The following is a 25,699-nucleotide window of genomic DNA, read 5'->3' on the forward strand; positions in this document are numbered from 1 at the left end:
GAGCGCGTTCCATTCAGGCATGAAAAACCCCGCCAAAGCGGGGTTTCCCTGCAGTCGAAATCAGCCCTTGTAGGCAGCGACCGATTTGGTGATCGCGGCACGGGCGGCGTCGGCGCCTTCCCAGCCTTCGATCTTGACCCACTTGCCCTTCTCGAGATCTTTGTAGTTGGCAAAGAAGTGCTCGATCTGCTGGATCAGCAGGGCTGGCAGGTCGGTGTATTCCTTGACGTCAACGTACAGCTGCGACAGCTTGTCGTGAGGAACAGCGATGACCTTGGCGTCGCCGCCACCGTCGTCGGTCATGTTCAGCACGCCAACCGGACGGGCGCGGATAACCGAGCCTGGGGCCACTGGGTAAGGGGTAACCACCAGCACGTCCAGCGGGTCACCGTCGTCAGCCAGGGTGTTCGGGATGAAGCCATAGTTGGCTGGGTAGAACATTGGGGTAGCCATGAAACGGTCGACGAACAGCGTGTCGCTGTCCTTGTCGATTTCGTATTTGATCGGCGCGTGGTTGGCCGGGATCTCGATGGCGACGTAGATGTCGTTCGGCAGGTCTTTGCCCGCCGGAATCTTGCTGTAGCTCATTGGGCAGTGCCCCCGTGTTTGACCAAAAAGTGGCGGCGATTATAGGCACATTCTGCCGGGGCACGCCACGCTTGGCCTGATGTGCGGGCCCGTCAGGCGTGGCTTTCGCGGTACTCGGGGTGTTCCGCCTGCAGCCGGCACAGGCGCGCCAGCGGGTCTTGCCGGTAGAACAGCGACAACTGGTGGTAGACCTTTGGATAAGCCTGATGAAGCAGGTCAGGGGCACTAAAGAAGTACTCGCTGGTAACGGCAAAGAACTCTGCCGGGTTTTCCGCAGCATAGGGGTCGATGGCAGTTTCGGCGTCGGGGTTGGCGTCCAGTTGCTGGTTGAGGTCGTCGTACGCCTGCTGCATGGCGCTCGCCCACTCATCAACGGGCATGCCGCTGTGCAGCGGTGGCAGGCCGTTGGCATCGCCGTTGAGCATGTCGAGCTTGTGCGCCAGCTCATGGATGACCAGGTTGTAAGCCTCCCAGCCACCACTGGCCTGCACGCCGTTCCAGGCCAGGATGATCGGCCCCTGTTGCCAGGCTTCGCCGCTGTGTTCGCCGTCCCACACATGCTCCACGCCACTGGCATCGCGGTGGCGCTGGGGGCTCTTGAAGTCGTCGGGGTACAGGATGATTTCGTGGAAGCCTTGGTACCAGTTCAGCTCACCCAGGTGAAGCAGCGGTAACTGTGCCTGGGCGGCCAGCATTAGGCGCTGCTCGTCGTCCAGCTCGACACCGGGCAGGCAGGTGAGGTGCTTGTCGAGCAGGAACAGGATGCAGGCTTCGCGCAGCCAGCGGTCTTCAGCGTCGCTGATGCCGTCCAGCATTGGCAGCCGCTCGCGTACGGCCTGCCATTGCTGTGGCGTGATCGGGTAACGCGCCAGAGTACGCTTGCGCCGCCAGGCGCTGAATGACCACATGCCGTTCGTTCTTTACCTGTTCAGTGAGCCTTGGCCGTACGGCCCAGGCGCCCACGCAGCAAGCCGAGAATCATCGGCACCAGCGACAGGATGATGATGCCCACCACCATCAGCGACAGGTGCTGCTTGATGAATGGCACGTTGCCGAAGAAGTAGCCCAAGGTGACCAGGCCGCCGACCCAAAGCAGCGAACCGGCAACGCTGAAGCCGAGGAAGCGTGGGTAGTGCATGTGGGCAATGCCCGCGACGAACGGTGCGAAGGTGCGCAAGATGGGCAGGAAGCGCGCCATGGTCACGGTCTTGCCGCCATGGCGTTCATAGAAATCGTGGGTACGTTGCAGGTAGTCGCGGCGGAAGATCTTGGAGTTGGGGTTGTTGAACAAGCGCTCGCCGGCTGTTCGGCCTATCACGTAATTGGTGCTGTCGCCCAGGATTGCAGCGGCCATCAGCAGGCCGGCCAGCAGTACCGGGTCCATGCCGCCACCCGCCGCAACGGCGCCGGCGATGAACAGCAACGAGTCGCCCGGCAGGAATGGCATCACTACCAGGCCGGTTTCGCAGAAGATCACGGTGAACAGGATGGCGTAGATCCAGGGACCGTAATTGGTGACCAGCAGATCGAGGTAGGCATCGAGATGCAGGATAAGGTCCAGCGGGTTGAAATCCATGTACAGCACCTGTGTTCTTGGGCGTAGGCTTGGTTACCGGGGGGAGGGTAAATTTTCACACATGACAGGTGAGCCATTATACGGCTAAGTCAGGAACATGCCCGGAGAGTTTGTAGCGGGGGGTTACGGTAGAGGGGTATTCCTTTGCCAACCGCTTCGCGGGCACGCCCGCTCCCACAAGGATCACTACCTTGCTTGTGGAAGCGGGCGGTGCCAGTCAATCCTGGCTGATTGGCAGGATGTAGCTCTTGAACTCGGTATCCTCACGAAACCCGATGGATTCGTAAGTCTTGTGCGCCACTTCATTGTTCGCGCTGGTTGACACGCGCATGCGCACGGCATTGGTCTCCTTGGCCATTTTCTTCGCTTCGCGAATCAGGTGGTCGGCGACCAGCATGCGCCGGGAGTCCTCGGCTACATAGATATCGTTGAGAATCCATACCCGCTTCAACGACAGCGACGAGTAGCTCGGGTACAGCTGGCAAAAGCCCAGCAGTTTGCCGTCGTCATCATCCGGAAGTGCCAGGTAAATCACCGATTCGTCCCGCTTCAGGCGCTTTTCCAAAAAACTGCGCGAGCTGTCGGGGTAGGGCAGTTGCCCGTAGAACTCACGGTATTTGACGAACAACGGGGTGAGCAGGTCGAGGTGTTCCAGGGTTGCTTTGATGATGCGCATGTGCGGCCCTCAGAGTCCATTTGGGAAACAGCGGAATGCCAGCAGCGTTCAAGGGCATGCTGCCCAATGCACGGTACGAGTGCAATCCGCCTTCCGTGACAGATTTTTTACCCTTTGCCGAGCAGGAAGTTACCTTTCTGGTTGGCGCTGTCTTCATTCTCCAGGCTATGGACCTCGGCTTCGTCCTTTAGATTCACCCCGGAAAGCTGGCGCCGGCAGGCTTCGCGCATCAAGTACAACAGGCGGTGCGCCGCCATGCCATAGCTCAGTCCCTCCAGGCGGATATTGGAAATGCAGTTGCGGTAGGCATCGGTCAGGCCGACCTTGGGTGCGTAAGTGAAATACAGGCCAAGGCTGTCGGGCGAGCTCAGCCCCGGGCGCTCGCCGATCAGCATCACCGTCATCCGAGCGCCCAGCAGCTCGCCGACCTCATCGGCCACTGCCACGCGGCCCTGCTGCACCAGCACCACCGGGGCGCAGGTCCAGCCGTCGGCGGCAGCCTGTTCGTCGAAGCGGGTCAGGAACGGCAGTGTGTGGCGATGCACGGCCAGTGCCGAGAGGCCGTCAGCCACCACGATGGCCAGATCGACGCCGCCGGGGTTGGCCTGGGCGTGCTGGCGAAGGGTCGCAATCGAGTCTTCGTTCAGCCGCCGCCCAAGGTCCGGGCGCTGCAGGTACTGGTGGCGGTCGCTGGCAGCGCTGTGCAACACCAGGCTTTCGCGCCCGCGGTCACTCAGCTGGCTGGCCAGGCCGGCGTGGTCGAAAGCCAGGTGCACGGCATCTCGTGCCTGGGCATGGGCGAACTGGAAGTCCAGCTGCGCCCCGGTCGGCAGGCTGGTGCCGGTGCGGCCCAGGGCGATGCGCGCCGGGGTCAGGTTGCGCAGGGCCAGCCAAGGGTTGTCGGGGGTAGGCGTGCGGTGGTCCATGGTCATCCCTATGCAAGCTGTGCCAAGGCCTGGCGGAAGGCCGGCGGCAGGTTGTCACCGAAGCGCACCCGGCCATCGGCCTGGGTGAAGATACCGGTGCGGGCCAGCCATGCCTCGAATTCCGGCCCGGGCTTCAGGCCCAGGGTCTGGCGCGCGTACAACGCGTCATGGAACGAGGTGGTCTGGTAGTTGAGCATGATGTCGTCGGAGCCGGGGATGCCCATGATGAAGTTGATGCCGGCCACCCCCAGCAGCGTCAACAAGGTGTCCATGTCGTCCTGATCGGCTTCGGCATGGTTGGTGTAGCAGATATCGCAACCCATCGGCACGCCCAGCAGTTTGCCGCAGAAATGGTCTTCGAGGCCGGCGCGGATGATCTGCTTGCCGTTGTACAGGTATTCCGGGCCAATGAAACCGACCACGGTGTTGACCAGGAACGGCTTGAAGTGACGAGCCACGGCATAGGCGCGGGTTTCGCAGGTCTGCTGGTCGACGCCGTGGTGGGCGTTGGCCGAGAGCGCGCTGCCCTGGCCGGTTTCGAAATACATCAGGTTCTGCCCGAGGGTGCCACGTTTCAGCGACAGCCCTGCTTCGTAGCCTTCCTGCAACACGTTCAGGTTGATGCCGAAGCCGGCGTTGGCCGCCTCTGTGCCGGCGATGGACTGGAACACCAGGTCCAGTGGCACGCCGCGGTTGATCGCTTCGATCGAGGTGGTGACGTGGGTCAGCACGCAGGACTGGGTGGGGATGTCGTAGCGCTGGATGATGGCGTCGAGCATTTCCAGCAGGGCGCAGATCGAAGCGATGCTGTCGGTGGCCGGGTTGATGCCGATCATGGCGTCGCCGTTGCCGTACAGCAAGCCGTCGAGAATGCTGGCGGCAATACCGGCCGGTTCGTCTGTCGGGTGGTTGGGTTGCAGCCGGGTCGACAGGCGCCCGCGCAGGCCCATGGTGCCGCGGAACCGGGTGACCACGCGGATTTTCTGCGCCACCAGCACCAGGTCCTGCACGCGCATGATCTTCGACACGGCAGCGGCCATTTCCGGGGTCAACCCGGGCGCCAGGGCGCGCAGGCTGTCTTCGTTGGCTTCCTCGCTCAGCAGCCAGTCACGCAGGCCACCCACGGTCAGGTGGCTGACCGGGGCGAAGGCCTGGGCATCGTGGGTGTCGATGATCAGGCGGGTCACTTCATCTGCTTCGTAAGGGATCAGTGCTTCATTGAGAAAGTGCGTCAGCGGAATGTTGGCCAACGCCATCTGCGCGGCGACGCGCTCGGCGTCGTTGCTGGCCGCCACGCCTGCCAGGCAGTCCCCGGAGCGTGCCGGGCTGGCCTTGGCCATCACTTCCTTGAGGCTGTCGAAGCGGTAGACCAGATGGCCGACCGTGTGTACGAAACTTGCCATACAGAATCTCCAGAGCCGCGGGTTGCCCCGCGGCGGGTGGCGGCGATCAGTGCAGGGCCTCTTCGGCCTTCTGGATCGCGGCGAATTCCTCTTCCGGTGTGCCCGCAACCAAGTGGTGGCGGCTGTAGAAAGCAAAGTAGGCAATTAATACCGCATAGATCACTGCAGCGCCAATGACTACCCGCGGGTCAACCAGGAATCCGGCGACCACGGCGATGCACGCCAGCACCAGCGCCAGGCCGGATGTGAAGATGCCACCCGGGGTGCGGTAGGGGCGCTCCATCTTTGGCCGGCGGATGCGCAGGGTGATGTGCGCAGCCATCATCAGCACGTAAGACAGGGTAGCGCCAAACACTGCCACCAGGATCAGCAAGTCACCCTGGCCCGTCAGCGACAGGGCAAACCCGATGATGCCGGGGATGACCAAGGCCAGTACCGGGGCCTTGCTCTTGTTGGTTTCCGACAGTTTGCGCGGCAGGTAACCGGCGCGGGACAGGGCGAAGATCTGCCGGGAATAGGCATAGATGATCGAGAAGAAGCTGGCGATCAGCCCGGCCAGACCGACCAGGTTGACGAAGCCTCCCATCCAGGTGGAGCCGCCGTAGGCCTTCGACAGGGCTTCGACCAGCGGGTTACCGGAGGCCTTCAGCGCCTCGGAGCCTGCGCCGCCTGGGCCGACCACCAGGATCAGCAAGGCGAAGGCCAGCAGTACCAGCATGGCGCCGATCAGGCCGCGTGGCAGGTCACGCTTGGGGTTCTTGGTTTCTTCTGCGGCCAGCGGCACGCCTTCGACGGCAAGGAAGAACCAGATGGCGTAAGGGATGGCTGCCCACACGCCGACATAGCCGAACGGCAGGAAGCTGCTGGCGCCGACGGCGTCCGTTTTGGCGATGTCGAACAGTTTGGCTGCATCAAAATGGGGCACCATGCCTATCAGGAATACGGCCAGGGCAATGGCGGCGATGGCGGTGATGATGAACATCAGCTTCAGTGCCTCACCCACGCCGAAAATGTGGATGCTGATGAACACGATGTAGAACGCCAGGTAGATCATCCAGCCGCCGATACCGAACAGCGATTGGCAGTAGGCGCCGATGAACACCGCGATGGCGGCTGGGGCGATGGCGTATTCGATCAGGATCGCCGTGCCGGTCAAAAAGCCGCCCCACGGTCCGAACGCGCTGCGGGCAAAGCCGTAGCCGCCGCCAGCGGTGGGGATCATCGACGACAGTTCGGCCAGCGAGAAGCACATGCACAGGTACATGGTTGCCATCAGCAAGGTGGCCAGGAACATGCCGCCCCAGCCACCCTGCGCCAGGCCGAAGTTCCAGCCGGCGTAATCGCCGGAAATGACGTACGCCACGCCCAGGCCGACCAGCAGTACCCAGCCGGCGGCGCCTTTTTTCAGTTCACGTTGCTGGAAATAGTCAGAGCCGACTTTCTCGAAGTCGACGGAGGAGCCTGCCGGCGATCCGGCGGAATGTTCGCTTGGCATAGATTCACCTGTTTTTTTTCTTGGTGGCCGGAAGGGTTCCGGGCCGATGGTGATGGGTGCTGCAGGAAGCGAGCCAGAGCGGTTGGTGCACGGTTACCGCCCTGGGTTTTGTGTAAAGCAAGTCCGGCCTCTTCGCGGGCTTGCCCGCTCCCACAGGTACCGCACCGGCTCTGGAACCAACGGTGAACCTGTAGGAGCGGGTTTACCCGCGAAGAAGGCGACGCGGTCTAGAAGAAGCCCAGCGGATTGATGTCGTAGCTCACCAGCAGGTTCTTGGTCTGCTGATAGTGATCCAGCATCATCTTGTGCGTCTCACGCCCAACCCCCGACTTCTTGTACCCGCCGAACGCGGCATGCGCCGGGTACAGGTGGTAGCAGTTGGTCCACACACGGCCAGCCTTGATGCCCCGGCCCATGCGGTAGGCACGGTTGATGTCGCGGGTCCACACGCCGGCGCCCAGGCCGAACTCGGTGTCGTTGGCAATTGCCAGCGCTTCGGCTTCGTCCTTGAAGGTGGTGACGCTGACCACCGGGCCGAAGATTTCTTCCTGGAACACGCGCATCTTGTTGTTGCCCTTGAGCAGGGTCGGCTGGATGTAGTAACCGGTAGCCAGCGAACCTTCCAGCTTCTCGACCTTGCCGCCGGTGAGCAGCTCGGCGCCTTCTTCCTGGGCAATCTGCAGGTACGAGAGGATCTTTTCGAACTGCTGCTGCGAGGCCTGGGCGCCGACCATGGTGTCGGTGTCCAACGGGTCGCCGCGCTTGATCTGCAGCACCTTCTTCATCACCACTTCCATGAACTGCGGATAGATCGACTCTTGCACCAGGGCACGCGACGGGCAGGTGCACACTTCACCCTGGTTGAAGAACGCCAGCACCATGCCTTCTGCCGCCTTCTCGATGAAGCTTGGTTCGGCCTGCATGATGTCTTCGAAGTACACGTTCGGCGACTTGCCACCCAGTTCGACGGTGGACGGGATGATGTTCTCGGCGGCGCATTTCATGATGTGCGAGCCCACCGGGGTAGAGCCGGTGAAGGCGATCTTGGCGATGCGTTTGCTGGTGGCCAGGGCTTCACCGGCTTCGCGGCCATAGCCTTGCACTACGTTGAGCACGCCAGGTGGCAACAGGTCGCCAATGACTTCGAGCAGTACGGTGATACCCAGCGGCGTCTGTTCGGCAGGCTTGAGCACCACGCAGTTACCAGCTGCCAGTGCCGGGGCAAGCTTCCAGGCAGCCATCAGGATCGGGAAGTTCCAGGGGATGATCTGCCCGACCACGCCCAGTGGCTCGTGGATGTGGTAGGCCACGGTGCCTTCATTGATTTCGGCAGCGCCGCCTTCCTGGGCGCGGATGCAGCCAGCGAAATAGCGGAAGTGGTCGACCGCCAGCGGAATGTCGGCGTTGAGGGTTTCGCGGATCGGCTTGCCGTTGTCCCAGGTTTCGGTAATGGCCAGCAGTTCGAGGTTCTGCTCGATGCGGTCGGCGATCTTCAGCAGCACGTTGGAACGATCCTGCACTGAAGTGCGGCCCCAGGCGTCGGCCGCAGCATGGGCGGCATCCAGGGCTTTGTCGATGTCTTCGGCAGTAGAGCGGGGGAACTCAGCGATCAGCTTGCCATTCACCGGGGAGGTATTTTCGAAGTACTGCCCCTTTACCGGAGTAACGAACTCACCACCGATGTAGTTGCCGTAGCGGCTCTTGAAGGAAACCTTCGCGCCTTCGGTACCGGGATGTGCATAACGCATGGTGTGTCTCCTTGGTATTGTGCTTTTTAGGGAGTTGAAAAGCATAGAGCAAGGGTTGGGCCAGTGTTGGCGGTCCCAGGCAAATCAATGACTTGGGTCATTTTTACGGGCCTGTTCAAGGACCGCTGTGCCGGCGCCGGTACGCCTGGGGTGACATTTTGTGCCGTTTGCGACACATCACAGGCGTGTGCATTGCAAAGCCTAACCGGGTGGAGGATGCTGGGCTGACGCTCTATCTGCGGAGAATTACAACAATGCAGAGCAATCACTTCACTCGCCATGCCCGGCAGGTCCATAGCGTTGCCCATGGCGGGGCCGGGGAGGGCGGCAGTGATCCGTCCATCGCCCGTTCCTGGCTGCGCTGCCTGGAGGATTACCACCTCGACCCGGCGGTGATCGAAGCGCCGGTGGTGCTTGAGCATGGGCGCCTGCTGGAAAGCCGCGAGCGCCTGCACCAGGTGCTGCAAATTGCCGACCATGAAATGAACAGCCTGCACCAGCAGCTTTCCGGCGCAGGCCACGCGGTGCTGCTGACCGACGCCCGCGGGGTGATCCTCAATTGCGTCAGTGCCCCCGCCGAGCGGCGCAGCTTCGAGCGTGCCGGGCTGTGGCTGGGCGCTGACTGGAGCGAGGCGCGCGAGGGCACCAATGGCATCGGCACATGTCTGGTCGAGCGCCAGGCGCTGACCATCCATCAGAACGAGCACTTCCGTGGCCGTCACACCGGGCTGACCTGCTCGGCCAGCCCGGTGTTCGACCCGCATGGCGACCTGCTGGCGGTGCTCGACGTGTCCTCTGCGCGCCCCGACGTATCGCGGCAAAGCCAGTTCCACACCATGGCGTTGGTCAACCTGTCGGCGAAGATGATCGAAAGCTGCTATTTCCTGCGCCATTTCGAGCAGCAATGGTTATTGCGTTTTCACCTGCAAGCCGAGTCGGTCGGCCTGTTCAGCGAAGGCTTGCTGGCGTTCGACGGCGATGGGCGCATTTGCGCTGCCAACCAAAGCGCACTGAACCTGCTGGGTACGGTACGGGGTGGCGTGCTGGGCAAACCGTTGGAGTGCTTTTTCGCGTGCAGCCATGACGAAATGTTCAGCCGTGCCACGCCCGGCGGCAGTGCTGTCTGGCCGCTGCGCACCCTGGACGGTCGCCAGGTGTTCGCCAGCCTGCGGGGGCAGGCCCGGGCGCCGGTGTGGTCGGTGCCGGCCGCCCAGCCGCGGCCCGCAGGTGAAGTGGAGCCGCTGGTCTGTCTGCTTGACCCTGCGTTGCAAAATGATTTCCGCCGCAGCGTGCGGGTGTTCGAGCGCGATGTGCCATTGCTGCTGCGCGGCGAGACCGGCTGTGGCAAGGAAGCCTTCGCCCAGGCTGTGCATCAGGCCAGTGAGCGGCGCGGCAAGCCGTTCGTCGCCATCAACTGCGCGTCTATCCCGGAAAGCCTGATCGAGAGTGAGCTTTTCGGGTACCGCGGCGGCAGTTTTACCGGCGCGCGCAAGGAGGGCATGCGCGGCAAGCTGTTGCAGGCCGACGGCGGCACCTTGCTGCTGGACGAGATCGGCGATATGCCGCTTGCCCTGCAAACCCGACTGCTGCGGGTGCTGGAGGAGCGCCAGGTGGTGCCGATCGGGGGAGAGCCGCAGGCGGTGGACGTGCGCATCGTCAGCGCTACGCACCGTGACCTGCTGGAACGGGTTGAACAGGGCAGTTTCCGCGAGGACCTGTATTACCGCCTCAATGGCCTGGAGGTCGCGCTGCCGGCGGTACGCGAACGCAGTGACAAGGCGCAGTTGCTGGACTTTCTGCTGCGTCAGGAGACGCAGGGGCAATGGATAGACATCGAGCCCCGGGCGCGGCAGGCGCTGCTCGCATTTAACTGGCCAGGGAACGTGCGGCAGATGCGCAATGTGCTGCGTACCCTGGTGGCGCTTTGCGAAGATGCCCGCATTACCTTTGCGGACCTCCCCGCAGTCATCCGCACCAGCCCACCTCTCGCGGGGGTAGGCGAGCCCGCGAAGATGTCCGACCAGGAAATGGAGGGCGAGGGCGTTGCCCTCGTTCGCGGGCAAGCCCGCTCCCACAGGTCCGGCGGTGCCGCAGAGATTGAGGGTGAATCTGCAGGGACCGAGGTTCTGCTCGACGCGGAGCGGCAAGCGCTGAAGGAGGTCCTGGAGGCAAAACACTGGCATCTCACCCGCGTTGCCGAGCACTTGGGCATCAGCCGCAATACCTTGTATCGAAAACTGCGCAAACACGGCATTACCAGGGGCGACTGAGCGAAACAGCGGGTGCGATTTGTCGCGCCCTGGGCTACCCTGCCTCGATGTTTTGCGAGGTCGACCATGCATATTCACATTCTCGGTATTTGCGGCACTTTCATGGGTTCGCTGGCGGTGCTGGCCAAGGAACTTGGCCACCGCGTCACCGGCTCTGACGCCAACGTCTATCCCCCGATGAGCACCCAGCTCGAAGCCCAGGGTATCGAACTGACCCAAGGCTATGACCCGGCCCAGCTGGATCCGGCGCCAGACCTGGTGGTCATCGGCAACGCCATGTCGCGCGGCAACCCAGCGGTTGAATACGTGCTGAACAAGGGCCTGCCCTACGTCTCCGGCCCCCAGTGGCTGGCCGACCACGTGCTGCAAGGCCGCTGGGTGCTGGCCGTTGCCGGTACTCACGGCAAGACCACCACCAGCAGCATGCTGGCCTGGGTGCTGGAGCACGCCGGCATGAGCCCGGGCTTCCTGATTGGCGGCGTGCCGCAGAACTTCTCGGCGTCGGCCCGCTTGGGCGACACGCCGTTCTTTGTGGTGGAAGCCGACGAGTACGACAGCGCCTTCTTCGACAAGCGCTCGAAGTTCGTCCACTATCACCCGCGTACCGCGATCCTCAACAACCTTGAGTTCGATCACGCGGACATCTTCCCGGACCTGGCCTCGATCGAGCGGCAGTTCCACCACCTGGTGCGGACTATCCCCAGCGAAGGCCTGGTCATCCACCCGACCACCGAGCAAGCGCTGGAGCGTGTGATCGGCATGGGCTGCTGGACCCCTGTGCAAACCACCGGTGAGGGCGGCCAGTGGCAAGCCCGCCTGCTCAGCCCAGATGGCTCGCGCTTTGAAGTACTGTTCGAGGGCGAAGTGCAGGGTGTGGTGGACTGGGCGCTGACCGGCCAGCACAACGTCGCCAATGCCTTGGCTACCCTGGCAGCAGCGCGTCATGTAGGGGTGGTACCGGCCATGGGCATCGACGGCCTGAGTGCGTTCAAGAGCGTCAAGCGGCGCATGGAGAAGGTTGCCGAAGTACAAGGTGTGACCATCTACGATGACTTCGCCCACCATCCGACCGCCATTGCCACCACGCTCGACGGCCTGCGCAAGCGGGTGGGGGAGGCGCCTGTGATCGCGGTGATCGAGCCACGCTCCAACTCGATGAAGCTCGGCGCCCATCGTGACGGCCTGCCAGAAAGCGTCAACGACGCTGACCAGGTGATCTGGTATGCGCCGGCCAACCTCGGCTGGGACCTGGCCGCCACCGCTGCGCAGTGCAAGGTGCCGAGCGTGGTGGCCGATAGCCTCGAAGCGATCATCGAGCGGGTCAAAGGTCAGGCTCGCCCAGGCACCCAGGTGGTGATCATGAGCAACGGCGGCTTCGGCGGCCTGCACGGCAAGCTGGCCGAGGCGCTGAAGTGAACGGGCCGGAACGCATCACCCTGGCCATGACGGGCGCCTCGGGTGCCCAGTATGGCCTTCGCCTGCTCGATTGCCTGGTACGCGAAGACCGCGAGGTGCACTTCCTGATTTCCAAGGCCGCACAGTTGGTGATGGCCACCGAGACGGATGTTGTGTTGCCGGCCAAGCCCCAGGCGATGCAGGCCTTCCTGACCGAATACACCGGCGCGGCCGACGGGCAGATCCGTGTGTATGGCAAGGAAGACTGGATGTCGCCGGTAGCCTCGGGTTCTGGCGCCCCGGCGGCAATGGTGGTGGTCCCCTGTTCCACTGGCACCTTGTCGGCCATTGCCACTGGCGCCTGCAACAACCTGATCGAGCGTGCTGCCGACGTTACCCTCAAGGAGCGTCGCCAGCTGATCCTGGTGCCACGCGAAGCGCCATTCTCCACCATCCACCTGGAAAACATGCTCAAGCTGTCGCAAATGGGCGCGGTGATCCTGCCGGCGGCACCGGGGTTCTATCACCAGCCGCAGACCATCGACGACCTGGTCGACTTTGTCGTGGCGCGTATCCTCAACCTGCTGAACATCCCCCAGGATATGTTGCCGCGTTGGGGCGAGCACCACTTCGGGGTGGATGATTGAAACGAGCACTGGCGGGGTTGCTGGCGCTGGTGATGCTGGGTGGCTGCGCCACGGTGCGCACGCTGGATGCCAACAAGCCCGGCGCACCGGTGGTGTATGCCGGTACCCGGCTGGATTTGTATGTGATCAATGGCGGGTGTTGCCCACGGGATCATTACGGGGCGGACGCTCCGGCGTATCCGCGCCTGGATCTGCCGGGGAGCATGTTGCTTGATACCCTGCTGCTGCCGTTGTCTTTGCTGACAGCGGCCGGCATAGGCTTCCAGGCTAGCGGCGGCCTGTGATGGCCTCTTCGCCGGCACGCCCATTCCTATTGGTGAGTAGTCACTGGAAGATTATGGAGACCCTGTGGGAGCGGGCGTGCCCGCGAAGAGGCCAGCACAAGCGAAGCCTAGATCCTGCCCAACCTGCGCAATTCATCCGACTCCACAACCCGCACGCCGTCTTCTTCCTCCAGCGCCAGCCGCCACAGCGCCCGCGCCAGGGTACAAGCCTCGATTCCCCGGTATTTCCCGGGTATGAACCGAGAAAACGGCGCAACTAGCTGTTCAGTCAGCCGTGGCTCCAGTCGCTCGCCCAGCAGGAACGAGGGCCGCACGATGGTCAGCTGTGGCCAGTCCTGAGCCTTGAGCGCTTCTTCCATCTCGCCCTTGACCCGGTTATAGAAAATTGACGACTTAGGGTCGGCGCCCACTGCACTGATCACCAGCAGATGCCGTGCGCCCATTTCCCGGGCACGCTTGCTGAAGGCGACCACCATGTCCAGATCCACTGCGCGGAAAGCCGATTCGGAACCCGCCTGCTTCAGCGTGGTGCCCAGGCAGCAGTAGGCGATGTCGACCCGCCCGGCCAGTTGCGGAAGGAATACCGCCGGGTCGCCCACCGGGTTTTCCAGGTGCGGGTGCTCGGCCAATGGCCGGCGTGTAGGCGCCAGGACACGGGTGATGGTGGGCTCGTTGAGCAGGCGGTCTAGCAGGTGTTCACCGGTCAGACCGGTGGCTCCGGCAAGCAGGACATGCTGAGGCGTCAAGTACATGATGTCTCTCCCTTGTTACACTCAAGTCTAGTGAGTGCCGGGCATTTTTGCCTGCTTGCTCACGTTGGCCTGTGTGGCGTTACGCAACGCTTCTTCGGCTTGTTGCTGGCGCAGCTGGTGCCAGTGCTCAAGCACGGCCGGCGGTGCCCACAACTGCGGCTCGGAGGCCTCGAAGCCTTCCCTTTGTTCTCTTTCGGCAACGCTGGCACGCGCCAGTTCAAACGCCTGTTTCAGGTCGTCGGTCTGGTTCAGCGCTTCAGCGAACAGGGCATCGCCAAAGTAGGTGAAGTCGGCTTCCTCCGAGCAACCGAAGGAGACGCGGTCGGCCCGGGCAGCGGTCATGATGAGCGTGCGCTCGTCTTTGAGCGGAGCGATATAGCCCCCTGAATAGCAGGCGGAGATGACGATGACCTTGTCGCGATCCTTCAGCGGCGCCAAGGCAGTGGCCAGCTCGTCAGCGGCCAGGTCGGCCAGTTGCAGACGGGGCTGGTCGAGCACCAGCTGGTGGTCCTGGCTGCCATGGCTGGTGAGGTAGATGAACACCAGGTCTTCGGGGCCGCTGCGCTCTGCCAGGGTGGCGGCAGCGCGGGAGAGGTTTTCGCGGGTGGCCATGGGACGCGTGGCCATGTGGTCGCGGTGGTTGACCAGGGTCACTTGGCCACGGGCGCCAAAGCGCACCTTGAGCATGCGGCTGACGTAGTCGGCTTCGCGCAGGAATACGCTTTGCTGGCCATCGCCGGCCACTACCAGGCTATACAGCTGGATCGGTGGCGCCGAGCGAGGTACCCGAACCAGCGCCTCGTCCAGCAGCCGGCCCTGGTTGAGCAACGCTAGGTCCAGTGGGTCTGGCAGCAGCTTGCCGTTCTGGTCGCGCACGCGCACGCCGTTGGCCCATGTTCCGCTTTCGACCTTGCCACTGGGCAGAATCAGCCGCCCATGGCCATGGTAGGCATCGTTGAGGAAACCGCCGATGTACTTGCTGCCGTCGGCCAGTTGCAGGCTGCCTTGGCCCGACAGACGCCAGTCGGCGAACTCGCCCTTGTAGTGGCTGCCATCGCTGCCCAGCAACTCCCCTTCGCCGATCAGCGAGCCGTCCTTGAATTCACCGATCCACACGTCGCCATCGGCATTTTCGTAGCGGCCTCGGCCTTCCAGGCGGTTGTCCTTGAATTCGCCGATGTACTGCTCGCCATCAACGCTGTCGTAGGTGCCAGCGCCTTGTAGCTGGCCGTTGACGAAGTGGCCGCTGAACTGGTTGCCGCTGGCATCGCTGCGCACCCCGGCGCCGTTGGGCTTGCCCTTGGCGAACAGGCCTTGGTAGCGACTGCCGTCGGCCAGTTCCAGTTGGCCTGCACCGTCGTACAGGTCGTCCTTGAACTGGCCGCGGTATGTCTGGTCGGCTTGCTTGAGGGTGCCCTCGCCGTCGCGGCGGCCGTGGCGGAAGGTGCCGCTATAGTGGCTGCCTGGGGTGATCAGGTCACCCAGGCCCTGAAACAGCCCCTCGGCGAACTGGCCGCGGTAGACCTCGCCGTTCTGGCCATGCCATTCGCCCTGGCCGTGCCACTGGCCGTCCTTGAAGCTGCCGGCGTACCAGCTGCCGTTGGGGTAGTCGATCCGGCCCTCACCCTGCAGCAGGCCATCGACTACCTGCCCCCGGTAACGCCCACCGTCAGGCAGCCGTGCGTCGGGCGGGAGCAGCGATTCGCCATCGCCACAGGCGGCGAGCAGCAGGACCAGGGTAATGGGGAGCAGTGGACGCATGGCGAGGACCGGGCAATAGGTCTGCCGAGTATGACGCAGAATGGGATCCTGAGACAGCGAGCCCCTGTGCCAGCGCACAGCCTTGGAACCTTGCCAGTACCCTGTAGGAGCGGCTTCAGCCGCGAACACCGGCAAAGCCGGTGTCCTCCACCATGTTGCATTGTTCGCAGGCCCACCCGCTCCCACAGGTGCCACGTTGCCTTCAAGGTGCAATCAGCGCACACCTGGTGAAACGATGATCTTCACGTTCTCCTCTTTGTTGTTCACCAGTTCCTCGAAGCCCAGCTCGACAATCTGCTCCAATCCGATCCGGCCGGTTACCAGCGGGCGAATATCCAGCCGACCATCAGCAATGAAGGCAATCACGTCAGCAAACTCGCCGTTGTACGCCAACGCCCCCAGCACTTGCTTCTCGGTGGACACCAGCTCGAAGAAGTTGAACTCGCTGGGCTCTTCGAAAATACCCACCAGCACGCACTTGCCTGCTTTGCGGATGGTGTCGATGGCCAGCTTGGCCGTATGTTTGTTGCCGATGCACTCAAAACTCACATCGGCGCCCAGCCCAGCAGTCAGTGCGCGGATTTCCGCCAGGGCATCGCACTGGCTGGGGTCCAGCACCACGTTGGCGCCCGCTTCCTTGGCCTTGGCTTTGCGCGCAGAGGACATCTCAAGGGCGATGACCTGTGCCGCACCTGCAGCCTTGGCGCACATGATGGTGCACAGGCCGATGGTGCCGGCCCCAACCACTACAACGGTTTGCCCAAGCAGGCTGCCGGCCTTTTTCACCGCGTGCATACCCACCGCCAGCGGCTCGATCAGTGCCCCGGCTTCGGCAGGGAAGCCCTGCGGCAGCCGGTAGAGCAGGTTGGCGGGCACGTTGACCAGCTCGGCGAAGGCACCGTTGTTCATCAGGCCGGTGAACGCCAGGCGTTCGCAGATGTTGTACAGGCCATGGGTGCAGTAATAGCAGGTACCACAATGCTGGCACGCGTCTGCCGCCACCGGGTCGCCTACGGCATAGCCTTCCACGCCTTCGCCAAGCTTGGCGATGTGGCCGCAGAATTCGTGGCCGAGGATGCACTGGCCCTGAATGCCGGTCAGCGGGTGCGGGGCCTCTACCGGGATGAACACCGGGCCGGCAACATATTCGTGCAGGTCGGAGCCGCAGATGCCGCACCAGTCCACCTTGATCTGCACCCAGCCCGGCGCAGGGTCGGCCGGCAAAGGTACCTGTTCGACACGAATATCGTGGCGGCCATGCCAGACGGCCGCGCGCATGTGGGTGTGGCTCAGGTCATTCATTGTTGTTCTCCAGGCTCACGAAAAGGGCTTAGTGCTTGCGCAGGAATGCGAGCAGTTGCTGGTTGACCTGTTCGGCCGCCTCCATCTGCACCATGTGGCCGGCCTCTGGCAGCACCTGTACTTCGGCTTCCAGGCCCTCGGCATGGCTGGCCGGGATGATCGCATCCTTGCCACCCCACACCACCAGTGCCGGGTGATTGCCAAGGACCCCGCGCAAGTCATGGCGCTGCCGGTCGCCGTCGGCGAGCGCCCCTGCCAGTTGCTGCAGGGCCTGGTCCACACCTTCCAGGCGCTTGAACTTGAGCATGTCCTCCAGCATTTGCCGGGTGACCAGCGCCGGGTCGGCAAACAACTGCACCATCTGCGGTTTGAGTGCATTGCGGTTGGCCGCAGTGACGAAGCCTTGCAAGTACTGCCCGTTGATCGCTTCGCCCAGGCCGGCGCTGGCCACCAGGCTCAGGCTGGCCACCCGCTGCGGGGCCAGGCGCGCCACGTTGAGGCTGACGGCTCCGCCCATGGAATGGCCGGCCAGGTGGGCCTTGGCGATGTCCAGGTGGTCGAGCAGGGCGAGCACGGTTTCGCTCAACTCATCCAGGTCGCCCCGCTGCAGGGCCTTGGCCGACTCGCCGTGGCCCGGCAGGTCGAGGGCGATGACCCGCCGCTCGGCAGCCAGCGCCGGGTGGTTGAACAGCCAGTTGTTGAGGTCACCACCAAACCCGTGCACCAGCACCAGCGGTGTACCGCCTTCACCCAGCTCGAACCAGCGCAGCAGGCGCCCGCCTACTTCCGCCTTCTGAGGGGCCGGCCCCTGGCTTTGGTCGGCGCCACCTTCGGCGACGAACTCGGCCTGGAAGCGCTGTACCACGGCATCGATCTCGGCCTCCTCTGCTTCGCCTTCGACTACCACCGCCAGCAGTGCGCCGACGGGCAGGGTTTCATCCGGCTTGGCTACCTGGCGGCGCAGCACGCCGCTGAAAGGCGCTTCGACGCTGCTGCTGATCTTGTCGGTCTCGACGTCCAGCACCTCGTCGCCCTTGCTGATTTCGTCACCTTCCTGCTTGAGCCAGGTGTCCACCCGGCCCTCGGTCATCGACAGGCCCCACTTGGGCATAGTCAGGGTATGGATCTGGCTCATGCGGCACTCCTTGCGGCTTCGATCACCTTGCGCACGGCGGCTTCGATCTTCGCCGCGTCAGGGATGTACAGGTCTTCCAGGGCGTCGGAGAACGGCACCGGGGTATGCGGCGCGGTGACCATTTCGATCGGGCCCTTGAGTGCGCCAAAAGCCTTCTGTGCCACCAGCGCGCTGATGTCGGTGGCCATCGAGCAGCGCGGGTTGGCTTCATCGATCACCACCAGGCGGCCGGTCTTCTCCACACTTTCCAGAATGCTGTCCTCGTCCAGCGGGCTGGTAGTGCGCAGGTCCAGCACTTCGCAGTCGATGCCCTGGCGGGCCAGGTTGTTGGCGGCCTCCAGCGCCACATGCACCATGCGCCCGTAGGTAACGAGGGTCACGTCGTCGCCATCGCGCAAGAAGTTGGCTTCGCCGAACGGTACGGTGTACACCTCTTCCGGCACCTCGCCCTGCATGCTGTACAGCAGTTTGTGTTCGCAGAAGATCACCGGGTCGTTGTCGCGGATCGCCTGGATCAACAGGCCCTTGGCATCGTAAGGCGAGGATGGGCACACCACCTTCAGGCCGGGGATGTGCGTCCATAGCGAGGTGAGCATCTGCGAGTGCTGGGCAGCCGCGCGCAGGCCGGCGCCATACATGGTGCGCATCACCAGCGGGGTCACTGCCTTGCCGCCGAACATGTAGCGGAACTTGGCGGCCTGGTTGAGGATCTGGTCCAGGCAGCAGCCGGCGAAGTCGACGAACATCAGTTCGCACACCGGGCGCAGGCCCTGGGTGGCAGCACCGACGGCCGCGCCGACGTAGCCGATTTCCGACAGCGGCGCGTCAAGCACGCGGCCGGGGAATTGGTGATACAGGCCTTTGGTCACGCCCAACACGCCACCCCAGGCGTCATCCTCGCCGGGCGCACCGGCACCGCCGGCGACGTCTTCGCCAATGATGAATACTGTGCTGTCGCGGCGCATTTCCTGGGCCAGGGCCTCGTTGATGGCCTGCTGGTAGCTGATCTTTCTTGCCATGGTGGTTCTCCTGTTGTTCTTGTAATCCGCGGCTCAGGGGTAGGCGACGTAGACGTCGGTGAGCAGGTCGGCGGGCTGTGGCTTGGGATCGGATTTGGCGCGGCGAACGGCGTCTTCGATCAGGTCCTCGACGCGGGCGTCGATGGCGTCCAGTTGCTCGGCCGTGAGCAGGCCGGCGCGGGTGGTCTTGTTGCGAAATTGCATGAGGCAGTCGCGGGATTCGCGCAGGTTCTTCACTTCATCAGGGGCGCGGTAGGTTTGCGCATCGCCTTCGAAATGGCCGTAGTAACGGCTGAGCTTGACCTCGATCAGCGACGGCCCTTGCCCGGAGCGGGCGCGCTCGATGGCAGCGCCGGCGGCCTCGTATACGGCAAAGAAGTCAAAGCCGTCGATGGTGACGCCTGGCATGCCGAAGCCGGCAGCGCGGTCGGCAATGTGGTCGCAGGCTACGGACCAGTTGGAGGCAGTGGCCTCGGCGTAGCCGTTGTTCTCGGCCACGAAGATGCAGGGCAGGTTCATGATCGACGCCATGTTCATGGCCTCGAATACGGCGCCCTCGTTGGATGCCCCATCGCCGAAGAAGGCTACCGACACGTCATCGCGGCCCTTGAGCTTGGCCGCCAGCGCCGCCCCGGCCACCAGTGGTGCGCCGGCGCCGACGATACCGTTGGCACCGAGCATGCCCTTTTCCAGGTCGGCAATGTGCATCGAGCCGCCTTTGCCACCGCACACGCCGGTCTTCTTGCCGTAGATCTCGGCCATCATGCCGTACACGTCCACGCCTTTGGCGATGCAGTGGCCATGGCCGCGGTGGGTCGAGGCGATGCAGTCGCTGTCGCGCAGGTGGGCCATGACCCCGGCGGCAGAGGCTTCTTCGCCGGCATACAGGTGGACGAAGCCGGGAATTTCGCCGGTGGCGAACTCCACATGCAGGCGTTCTTCGAAGGCGCGGATGGTCCGCATGACTTCATAGGCATGCAGCAGTTGTTCAGTACTGAGTTGATTGGACATCTTGTTGTTCTCCGGGGTTGTCTCAACACGGGTTTGCAGGGTGCAGCCGGTGGCCGCGCGGGACGGCCAGCAGGTGGTGGCGGGCGGCATGCGCCAGCACGGCCTCGACGTCCACGCTGAGTGGGCCTTGGTGGTCGAGGGTGATGGTGGGCGTGTCATGCTCGGCAAATTCGATTTCGCGTTCGCCATCCAGCGCCAAGGTGCCGCTGGTCAGGCTCAGGCGCTGGGCGACGCCGGGTGTCAGCGGACCGCAGGCAGTGATGCCGCAGGCTTGCAGCAGCCCGGGCGCCAACGGCGCCAACAGCGCCTGTTCGGCGTCGGGGGCCAGGCGTACCCAGGCGCCGTGCGGATCTTGCCGTGACACCGGGCACCACAGACCGCACAGGGCCGACAGGCCGATGGCGTGGGGCTCGGCGAAGCAGGCGAAGACTTCGCAGAGGTCCTCGCTGCGGCTGAGTGCACGGGCACCGATGAAGCGCTGCGGCGACACGGCCACCTCGACCAAGGCCCACTCGGCCAGCTGTTGTTCAGGCACGTTCACCAGTAAGCGTTTGTTGCGGCGCAAGCCGATGCTGGCCGGTACCCGGCCACTGGCAAGCAGGCCACCGGCCAGGCCCGCGCTGGTGGCTTCGCGAAGTTCGGGGAAGGCGTTGTTGGTGCCGGTGGACAGGGTCAGCAGCGGCACGTCACCGGCCTCGGCGGCGACCGCCTTGTGGGTGCCATCACCGCCCAGCACGGCGATCATCGCCACGCCGCGCTGGACCATGTGCCGGGTAGCCAGGCGGGTATCGGCCACGGTCTGGCTCAGTGGCAGGTCGAGGATTTCGATGGCCGGCCAGTGCTGGTCACGGGCCCCCGGGCCCTGGCTGGCCTTGAGCACGGCGGCAGCGATGCCGGTCATGTCGCTGGGCAACAACACCTGGCCAATGCCGGTGGCACCGAAAGCGGCCAGCAGGCGCTGGATAGCCGAGGCCTTGTCGGTGCTCGAATAGAGCCCGGCATTGGCGGTCAGGCGGCGCAGGTCGCGGCCAGAGGCAGGGTTGGCAATGATCCCGACAATCGGGGCGGGTAGCGGCATGGCGCACCTCGTATTTTTGTTTGCAAGGGCAGGAGCAAGCGGGGTGCCAGCTTTCTTCGCGATGGCTGAAGTGGCCGGGCTAGAGGGCTCTGGTCGTGTTCGGGCAGGTTTTCACGGGTAGGGTGGCGAGACGCCGGGTGCCAGCGCCGGGCCTGCGTTGCCGAGACACTGAGACGCTGCGTCTCAAGCCAGCCGGTAATCACACAGTGCTTGTCGGGGCATGCCCAGAGGCGCTTAATGGCCGGACAACGATAAAAACAGTAACGAGAACCGGAGGGCCTGAATGCTTGCCGCGAACTCCCGAGCCCATGTGGACTGCGTCAGCAGGGTGTTGAAGAATGCCGACCGCCTGCCGCAGGCGCCGGTACCACCGCTGATCCTCGATTCATGGCGCCGCTCCATGGATGTGTACCGCCTCGACCCCGGTTCCCAGCAGGGGCCGCGTATCCTTTCCCAAAGCCTGCTCAACGAATGCCGCGAACGCGCCGAGCTGTTCCTGCGCATCGCCAGCGATGCCGTGGCGCGCTTGCATGAGCGGGTGCGCGGCGCTGACTACTGCGTGCTGCTTACCGATGCCCAGGGGCGCACCATCGATTACCGGGTCGAGTCGGCCATCCGCAACGACTGTCGCAAGGCCGGGCTGTATCTGGGGACCTGCTGGTCGGAGGGCGAGGAGGGCACATGCGGCGTGGCGGCGGTGCTGACCAGCAAGGCTCCGGTCACGGTGCACAAGCGCGATCACTTTCGCGCCGCCTTCATCGGCCTGACCTGCACAGCGGCGCCGGTGTTCGACCCGTTGGGTGAGTTGTTGGGCGTGGTAGATGTGTCGGCCTTGCAGTCGCCGGACGATCGGCGCAGCCAGCACCTGATCCGCCAGTTGGTCGAGCAAACGGCCCGCGAGATCGAAAACGCCTTCTTCATGCACAGCGCCCAGGGCCACTGGGTGATGCGCGCCCATGGTACGCCGGGCTATGTGGAGAGCCAGCCCGACTACCTGCTGGCCTGGGATGCCGATGGCCGCTTGCAGGCGATCAACAGCCTGGCGCGGCAGCGCTTGGTGGAACGCCTGGGGCGCTTGCCCGAGCATATTGGCGAACTGTTCGACATCGACCAACTGCGCCGGGTGAGCGCGTCGTCCGCCCAGCGCCTGCCTGGTCTGGGCGGTTTGTATGGCCGGGTCAGCGCACCGCAGCAACGCCAGCGTGCGCAGCCTTTGCGCCAGGCCCAGGACACCCGTATCGAGCAACACCTGCGGTTGGCCACGCGGGTCAAGGACTGCAACCTGGCGGTGCTGGTACTGGGTGAGACCGGGGCCGGCAAGGAGGTATTCGCCCGCCAGTTGCACCAGCAAAGCCAGCGCTGTGATGGCCCGTTCGTTACCCTGAACTGCGCGGCCATCCCGGAAAGCCTGATCGAGAGCGAGTTGTTCGGCTATGTGGCCGGGGCCTTCACCGGGGCTTCCAGCAAAGGCATGCAAGGGCTGTTGCAGCAGGCCGATGGCGGCACGCTGTTCCTCGACGAGATCGGGGACATGCCGCTGAACCTGCAAACCCGCCTGCTGCGGGTGCTGGCGGAGGGCGAGGTGGCGCCGCTGGGGGCCGCGCGGCGGGAGCGGGTGGATATTCAGGTGATCTGTGCGACCCATCGCGATCTGGCGGCGATGGTGGAGGACGGGCGATTTCGTGAAGACTTGTACTTCCGCCTGGCCAATGCCCGCTTTGAGCTCCCCCCCTTGCGTGAGCGTGATGACCGGCTGGGGCTGATTCACCAGTTGCTGGCCGAAGAGGCTGCGGCCTGCGGGGTGGAGGTGGTGTTGGCGGATGACGCGCTGCAGGCGCTGCTGGTTTATCGCTGGCCGGGCAATTTGCGCCAGCTGCGGCAGGTGTTGCGGTATGCCTGTGCGGTGAGTGAGGGCGGGCAGGTGCGGCTGCAGGATCTGCCGCAGGAGGTGCGCGGTGAAGCGGTTGGCTCGGCTGAAAGCGGAGTGTCGTGCCCGGCCCGGCAGCTGTTGCTGGACGCGCTGATCCGCCATCGCTGGAAGCCGGCTGATGCGGCACGGGCTTTGGGCATTTCGCGGGCGACGCTTTATCGGCGAGTGCATGAGCACCGCATCGACATGCCGCGGATGAAGGGGTAGAGCCCTGGGGCCGCGACGCGGCCCCAGATTCTGGCAGGCAATAAAAAACCCCGGCACAGGGCCGGGGTTCTGGTACATCACACTACACGATCACTCCTGGTTGGCCAGTTTGTGCTCGAGGTAGTGAATGTTGACGCCGCCTTTGCAGAAGCCTTCATCACGCACCAGGTCGCGGTGCAGCGGGATGTTGGTCTTGATGCCGTCGACGACGATCTCGTCCAGGGCATTGCGCATGCGCGCCATGGCCTCGTCGCGGTCCTTGCCGTAGGTGATCAGCTTGCCGATCAGCGAGTCGTAGTTCGGCGGAACCGAATAACCGCTGTACAGGTGCGAATCGACGCGTACGCCGTTGCCGCCCGGGGCGTGGAAGTGCTTCACCTTGCCTGGGCTCGGGATGAACTTCTTCGGGTCTTCGGCGTTGATCCGGCACTCCAGCGAGTGGCCACGGATCACCACGTCTTCCTGGCGGAACGACAGCTTGTTGCCAGCGGCGATGCTCAGCATCTCCTTGACGATGTCGATACCAGTGACCATCTCCGACACCGGGTGCTCAACCTGCACGCGGGTGTTCATCTCGATGAAGTAGAAGCGGCCGTTTTCGTACAGGAACTCGAAAGTACCGGCACCACGGTAGCCGATCTCGATGCACGCATCGACGCAGCGCTTGAACACTTCCTGACGGGCTTTCTCATCGATGCCCGGGGCTGGTGCTTCTTCCAGTACTTTCTGGTGACGGCGCTGCAGCGAGCAGTCGCGGTCGCCCAGGTGAATGGCGTTGCCCTGGCCGTCGGACAGTACCTGTACTTCCACGTGGCGTGGGTTGGTCAGGAACTTCTCCAGGTAAACCATCGGGTTGCCGAAGGCTGCACCGGCTTCGGTACGGGTGAGCTTGGCCGAGGAAATCAGGTCCTCTTCCTTGTGCACCACGCGCATGCCGCGACCACCACCGCCACCGGCGGCCTTGATGATCACCGGGTAGCCGACGTCACGGGCAATCGCCAGGGCAACTTCTTCGTCTTCTGGCAGTGGGCCATCGGAGCCCGGTACGGTCGGTACGCCCGACTTGATCATCGCGTCCTTGGCCGAAACCTTGTCGCCCATCAGGCGAATGGTGTCGGCTTTCGGGCCGATGAAGGCGAAACCGGATTTTTCCACCTGTTCGGCGAAGTCGGCGTTTTCCGCCAGGAAGCCGTAACCCGGGTGAATCGCAGTGGCGCCAGTCACTTCGGCGGCAGCGATGATCGCGGGGATATGCAGGTAGGAATCCTTGGACGATGCAGGGCCGATGCAGACCGACTCGTCTGCCAGGCCCAGGTGCATCAGTTCACGGTCGGCAGTGGAGTGCACGGCGACGGTCTTGATACCCAGCTCTTTGCAGGCACGCAGGATCCGCAGGGCAATTTCCCCGCGGTTGGCGATCAGGACTTTTTCGAGCTTCCCAGACATCGTTGGCTCTCCGCGATTCAAACGATGGTGAACAGCGGCTGGTCGAACTCAACCGGCTGGCCGTCTTCTACCAGGATGGCGTCGATGACACCGCCAATATCGGCTTCGATGTGGTTCATCATCTTCATGGCTTCGACGATGCACAGGGTGTCGCCTTTCTTCACGGACTGGCCAACTTCAGCGAAGTTAGGCGAGGTCGGCGAAGGCTTGCGGTAGAAGGTACCTACCATTGGCGAACGGACCACGGTGCCTTTCAGGGCCGGGGCGGCAGCAGTGGCTTCGGCGGCTGGCGCAGCAGCGGCAACCGGCGCAGCGGCAGGGGCGGCGGCCATAGGCGCCGGTGCGTAGAACTGCTGGGCAGCTGGGGTCTTGCTGTGACGGCTGATACGGACCGACTCTTCGCCTTCCTTGATCTCCAGTTCGTCGATGCCAGACTCTTCCAGCAGCTCGATCAGTTTCTTGACTTTACGGATATCCATTAATCATCAACTCCCAAAGGTTCGGTCAGGGGGCGAAATACAAAAAACGTATCTGAAACGTTTCTCTCGAACCCCGGCCCACTTAGGCCAGGGTTTTCATCATTTGGGCTGTGCGTTGGCAGCCAGTTGTTCCAGCGCGGACTCCAGGGCCAGGCGATAACCGCTGGCGCCCAGACCGCAGATCACCCCTACGGCAACATCGGAAAAGTAGGAGTGGTGACGGAACGGTTCGCGTTTGTGCACGTTGGACAGGTGCACTTCGATGAATGGGATGCTCACCGCAAGCAATGCGTCACGTAATGCGACGCTTGTGTGGGTGAAAGCAGCCGGATTGATCAGGATGAAGTCCACACCCTCGTTGCGTGCGGCGTGAATGCGGTCGATCAGTTCGTATTCGGCATTGCTCTGCAGGTACAGCAGATGGTGGCCTGCGGCGCGGGCACGTTGCTCCAGGTCCTGGTTGATCTGAGCCAGGGTCACGGCGCCGTAGTGGCCTGGCTCGCGAGTACCGAGCAGGTTGAGGTTTGGGCCGTGGAGCACCAGTAGCGTTGCCATCTGCGGATTCCTTGGA

General features: G+C 63.6%; 23 protein-coding genes. 5 read left to right on the forward strand and 18 right to left on the reverse strand.

The annotated features are described in order from the left end of the window. Positions 1-60: 60 nt before the first annotated feature. From ppa to exaC, 8 genes are all read right to left on the reverse strand, one after another. Positions 61-588: an inorganic diphosphatase gene (ppa, locus tag LU682_RS02865; RefSeq protein WP_003255365.1), complete on the reverse strand. Its 528-nt coding sequence runs from the start codon at positions 586-588 to the stop codon at positions 61-63. Positions 589-680: 92 nt separating this feature from the next. Continuing rightward, complete coding sequence (locus tag LU682_RS02870; protein ID WP_010951819.1) at positions 681-1,496, reverse strand: M90 family metallopeptidase; 816 nt, start codon at positions 1,494-1,496, stop codon at positions 681-683. Between the two features lie 20 nt (positions 1,497-1,516). After that, on the reverse strand, positions 1,517-2,164 hold the full coding sequence (locus LU682_RS02875) for a DedA family protein (RefSeq protein WP_003255361.1): 648 nt from the start codon (positions 2,162-2,164) through the stop codon (positions 1,517-1,519). A 217-nt stretch (positions 2,165-2,381) separates the two neighbouring features. Continuing rightward, positions 2,382-2,840, reverse strand: coding sequence for a GNAT family N-acetyltransferase (locus LU682_RS02880; RefSeq protein ID WP_003255360.1), 459 nt, complete (start codon positions 2,838-2,840; stop codon positions 2,382-2,384). Between the two features lie 107 nt (positions 2,841-2,947). Beyond that, positions 2,948-3,766 (reverse strand): ethanolamine ammonia-lyase subunit EutC, encoded by an 819-nt coding sequence (gene eutC / locus LU682_RS02885; RefSeq protein WP_010951820.1) that lies wholly within the window; start codon positions 3,764-3,766, stop codon positions 2,948-2,950. Positions 3,767-3,774: 8 nt separating this feature from the next. Further along, the gene (locus LU682_RS02890; protein WP_010951821.1) at positions 3,775-5,169 is read right to left on the reverse strand and encodes an ethanolamine ammonia-lyase subunit EutB; all 1,395 of its coding nucleotides are present in this window, start codon (positions 5,167-5,169) and stop codon (positions 3,775-3,777) included. A 46-nt stretch (positions 5,170-5,215) separates the two neighbouring features. After that, positions 5,216-6,664: an ethanolamine permease gene (gene eat, locus LU682_RS02895; RefSeq protein WP_060489218.1), complete on the reverse strand. Its 1,449-nt coding sequence runs from the start codon at positions 6,662-6,664 to the stop codon at positions 5,216-5,218. Positions 6,665-6,891: 227 nt separating this feature from the next. Further along, a complete protein-coding gene (gene exaC / locus LU682_RS02900) occupies positions 6,892-8,412 on the reverse strand; it encodes an acetaldehyde dehydrogenase ExaC (RefSeq protein WP_010951822.1) in 1,521 nt (506 codons plus the stop codon). A 254-nt stretch (positions 8,413-8,666) separates the two neighbouring features. Here exaC and LU682_RS02905 point away from each other — a divergent pair, with 254 nt between their 5' ends. The 4 genes from LU682_RS02905 to LU682_RS02920 all read left to right on the forward strand — a co-directional run bounded on the left by LU682_RS02905 (position 8,667) and on the right by LU682_RS02920 (position 13,008). Next, the gene (locus tag LU682_RS02905) at positions 8,667-10,682 is read left to right on the forward strand and encodes a sigma-54-dependent Fis family transcriptional regulator (RefSeq protein WP_049587192.1); all 2,016 of its coding nucleotides are present in this window, start codon (positions 8,667-8,669) and stop codon (positions 10,680-10,682) included. Positions 10,683-10,748: 66 nt separating this feature from the next. Continuing rightward, a complete protein-coding gene (mpl, locus tag LU682_RS02910; RefSeq protein WP_010951824.1) occupies positions 10,749-12,098 on the forward strand; it encodes a UDP-N-acetylmuramate:L-alanyl-gamma-D-glutamyl-meso-diaminopimelate ligase in 1,350 nt (449 codons plus the stop codon). Continuing rightward, complete coding sequence (gene ubiX, locus LU682_RS02915; protein WP_003255348.1) at positions 12,095-12,724, forward strand: flavin prenyltransferase UbiX; 630 nt, start codon at positions 12,095-12,097, stop codon at positions 12,722-12,724. Before mpl ends, ubiX begins: the two co-directional genes overlap by 4 nt. After that, complete coding sequence (locus tag LU682_RS02920) at positions 12,721-13,008, forward strand: YceK/YidQ family lipoprotein (protein WP_003255347.1); 288 nt, start codon at positions 12,721-12,723, stop codon at positions 13,006-13,008. Before ubiX ends, LU682_RS02920 begins: the two co-directional genes overlap by 4 nt. Positions 13,009-13,115: 107 nt before the next feature. On the opposite strand, the gene LU682_RS02925 is transcribed toward LU682_RS02920, so the two are convergent. The 7 genes from LU682_RS02925 to LU682_RS02955 form a co-directional block, all read right to left on the reverse strand. Beyond that, positions 13,116-13,760, reverse strand: a complete 645-nt coding sequence (locus LU682_RS02925) for an oxidoreductase (protein WP_010951825.1) — start codon at positions 13,758-13,760, stop codon at positions 13,116-13,118. Positions 13,761-13,787: 27 nt separating this feature from the next. After that, positions 13,788-15,521: a C13 family peptidase gene (locus LU682_RS02930; RefSeq protein WP_049587194.1), complete on the reverse strand. Its 1,734-nt coding sequence runs from the start codon at positions 15,519-15,521 to the stop codon at positions 13,788-13,790. A 213-nt stretch (positions 15,522-15,734) separates the two neighbouring features. Further along, positions 15,735-16,799 carry a 2,3-butanediol dehydrogenase gene (locus LU682_RS02935; protein ID WP_232014146.1) on the reverse strand — a complete coding sequence of 355 codons (1,065 nt, stop codon included), beginning with the start codon at positions 16,797-16,799 and terminating at the stop codon, positions 15,735-15,737. Between the two features lie 52 nt (positions 16,800-16,851). Beyond that, the gene (locus LU682_RS02940) at positions 16,852-17,958 is read right to left on the reverse strand and encodes an acetoin dehydrogenase dihydrolipoyllysine-residue acetyltransferase subunit (protein WP_010951828.1); all 1,107 of its coding nucleotides are present in this window, start codon (positions 17,956-17,958) and stop codon (positions 16,852-16,854) included. Then, positions 17,955-18,977, reverse strand: a complete 1,023-nt coding sequence (locus LU682_RS02945) for an alpha-ketoacid dehydrogenase subunit beta (RefSeq protein WP_010951829.1) — start codon at positions 18,975-18,977, stop codon at positions 17,955-17,957. The genes LU682_RS02940 and LU682_RS02945 overlap by 4 nt, the downstream gene beginning before the upstream one ends. 33 nt (positions 18,978-19,010) lie before the next feature. Then, positions 19,011-19,988: a thiamine pyrophosphate-dependent dehydrogenase E1 component subunit alpha gene (locus tag LU682_RS02950; RefSeq protein WP_010951830.1), complete on the reverse strand. Its 978-nt coding sequence runs from the start codon at positions 19,986-19,988 to the stop codon at positions 19,011-19,013. Between the two features lie 22 nt (positions 19,989-20,010). Beyond that, entirely contained in the window at positions 20,011-21,066 is a 1,056-nt protein-coding gene (locus LU682_RS02955) for an ATP-NAD kinase family protein (RefSeq protein WP_010951831.1), read from the reverse strand. A gap of 283 nt (positions 21,067-21,349) precedes the next feature. Between LU682_RS02955 and LU682_RS02960 the strand changes: the two genes are divergently transcribed. After that, complete coding sequence (locus tag LU682_RS02960; RefSeq protein ID WP_010951832.1) at positions 21,350-23,203, forward strand: sigma-54-dependent Fis family transcriptional regulator; 1,854 nt, start codon at positions 21,350-21,352, stop codon at positions 23,201-23,203. A 90-nt stretch (positions 23,204-23,293) separates the two neighbouring features. Here LU682_RS02960 and accC read toward each other — a convergent pair whose 3' ends face one another. The 3 genes from accC to aroQ all read right to left on the reverse strand — a co-directional run bounded on the left by accC (position 23,294) and on the right by aroQ (position 25,683). Continuing rightward, the gene (gene accC, locus LU682_RS02965) at positions 23,294-24,649 is read right to left on the reverse strand and encodes an acetyl-CoA carboxylase biotin carboxylase subunit (protein ID WP_003255333.1); all 1,356 of its coding nucleotides are present in this window, start codon (positions 24,647-24,649) and stop codon (positions 23,294-23,296) included. 17 nt (positions 24,650-24,666) lie between these two features. Further along, on the reverse strand, positions 24,667-25,128 hold the full coding sequence (accB, locus tag LU682_RS02970; protein WP_010951833.1) for an acetyl-CoA carboxylase biotin carboxyl carrier protein: 462 nt from the start codon (positions 25,126-25,128) through the stop codon (positions 24,667-24,669). Between the two features lie 99 nt (positions 25,129-25,227). Then, positions 25,228-25,683 carry a type II 3-dehydroquinate dehydratase gene (gene aroQ / locus LU682_RS02975; protein WP_010951834.1) on the reverse strand — a complete coding sequence of 152 codons (456 nt, stop codon included), beginning with the start codon at positions 25,681-25,683 and terminating at the stop codon, positions 25,228-25,230. Positions 25,684-25,699 lie beyond the last annotated feature (16 nt).

This window comes from Pseudomonas alloputida (assembly GCF_021283545.2).
Lineage (GTDB): Bacteria > Pseudomonadota > Gammaproteobacteria > Pseudomonadales > Pseudomonadaceae > Aquipseudomonas > Aquipseudomonas alloputida.

Bases quoted from the DNA above. Each gene is read 5' to 3' on its own strand.
- ppa (WP_003255365.1), bottom strand. From the start codon at position 588: ATGAGCTACAGCAAGATTCCGGCGGGCAAAGACCTGCCGAACGACATC.
- LU682_RS02870 (WP_010951819.1), bottom strand. From the start codon at position 1,496: ATGTGGTCATTCAGCGCCTGGCGGCGCAAGCGTACTCTGGCGCGTTAC.
- LU682_RS02875 (WP_003255361.1), bottom strand. From the start codon at position 2,164: ATGGATTTCAACCCGCTGGACCTTATCCTGCATCTCGATGCCTACCTC.
- LU682_RS02880 (WP_003255360.1), bottom strand. From the start codon at position 2,840: ATGCGCATCATCAAAGCAACCCTGGAACACCTCGACCTGCTCACCCCG.
- eutC (WP_010951820.1), bottom strand. From the start codon at position 3,766: ATGGACCACCGCACGCCTACCCCCGACAACCCTTGGCTGGCCCTGCGC.
- LU682_RS02890 (WP_010951821.1), bottom strand. From the start codon at position 5,169: ATGGCAAGTTTCGTACACACGGTCGGCCATCTGGTCTACCGCTTCGAC.
- eat (WP_060489218.1), bottom strand. From the start codon at position 6,664: ATGCCAAGCGAACATTCCGCCGGATCGCCGGCAGGCTCCTCCGTCGAC.
- exaC (WP_010951822.1), bottom strand. From the start codon at position 8,412: ATGCGTTATGCACATCCCGGTACCGAAGGCGCGAAGGTTTCCTTCAAG.
- LU682_RS02905 (WP_049587192.1), top strand. From the start codon at position 8,667: ATGCAGAGCAATCACTTCACTCGCCATGCCCGGCAGGTCCATAGCGTT.
- mpl (WP_010951824.1), top strand. From the start codon at position 10,749: ATGCATATTCACATTCTCGGTATTTGCGGCACTTTCATGGGTTCGCTG.
- LU682_RS02925 (WP_010951825.1), bottom strand. From the start codon at position 13,760: ATGTACTTGACGCCTCAGCATGTCCTGCTTGCCGGAGCCACCGGTCTG.
- LU682_RS02930 (WP_049587194.1), bottom strand. From the start codon at position 15,521: ATGCGTCCACTGCTCCCCATTACCCTGGTCCTGCTGCTCGCCGCCTGT.
- LU682_RS02935 (WP_232014146.1), bottom strand. From the start codon at position 16,799: ATGCGCGCGGCCGTCTGGCATGGCCGCCACGATATTCGTGTCGAACAG.
- LU682_RS02940 (WP_010951828.1), bottom strand. From the start codon at position 17,958: ATGAGCCAGATCCATACCCTGACTATGCCCAAGTGGGGCCTGTCGATG.
- LU682_RS02945 (WP_010951829.1), bottom strand. From the start codon at position 18,977: ATGGCAAGAAAGATCAGCTACCAGCAGGCCATCAACGAGGCCCTGGCC.
- LU682_RS02950 (WP_010951830.1), bottom strand. From the start codon at position 19,988: ATGTCCAATCAACTCAGTACTGAACAACTGCTGCATGCCTATGAAGTC.
- LU682_RS02955 (WP_010951831.1), bottom strand. From the start codon at position 21,066: ATGCCGCTACCCGCCCCGATTGTCGGGATCATTGCCAACCCTGCCTCT.
- LU682_RS02960 (WP_010951832.1), top strand. From the start codon at position 21,350: ATGCTTGCCGCGAACTCCCGAGCCCATGTGGACTGCGTCAGCAGGGTG.
- accC (WP_003255333.1), bottom strand. From the start codon at position 24,649: ATGTCTGGGAAGCTCGAAAAAGTCCTGATCGCCAACCGCGGGGAAATT.
- accB (WP_010951833.1), bottom strand. From the start codon at position 25,128: ATGGATATCCGTAAAGTCAAGAAACTGATCGAGCTGCTGGAAGAGTCT.
- aroQ (WP_010951834.1), bottom strand. From the start codon at position 25,683: ATGGCAACGCTACTGGTGCTCCACGGCCCAAACCTCAACCTGCTCGGT.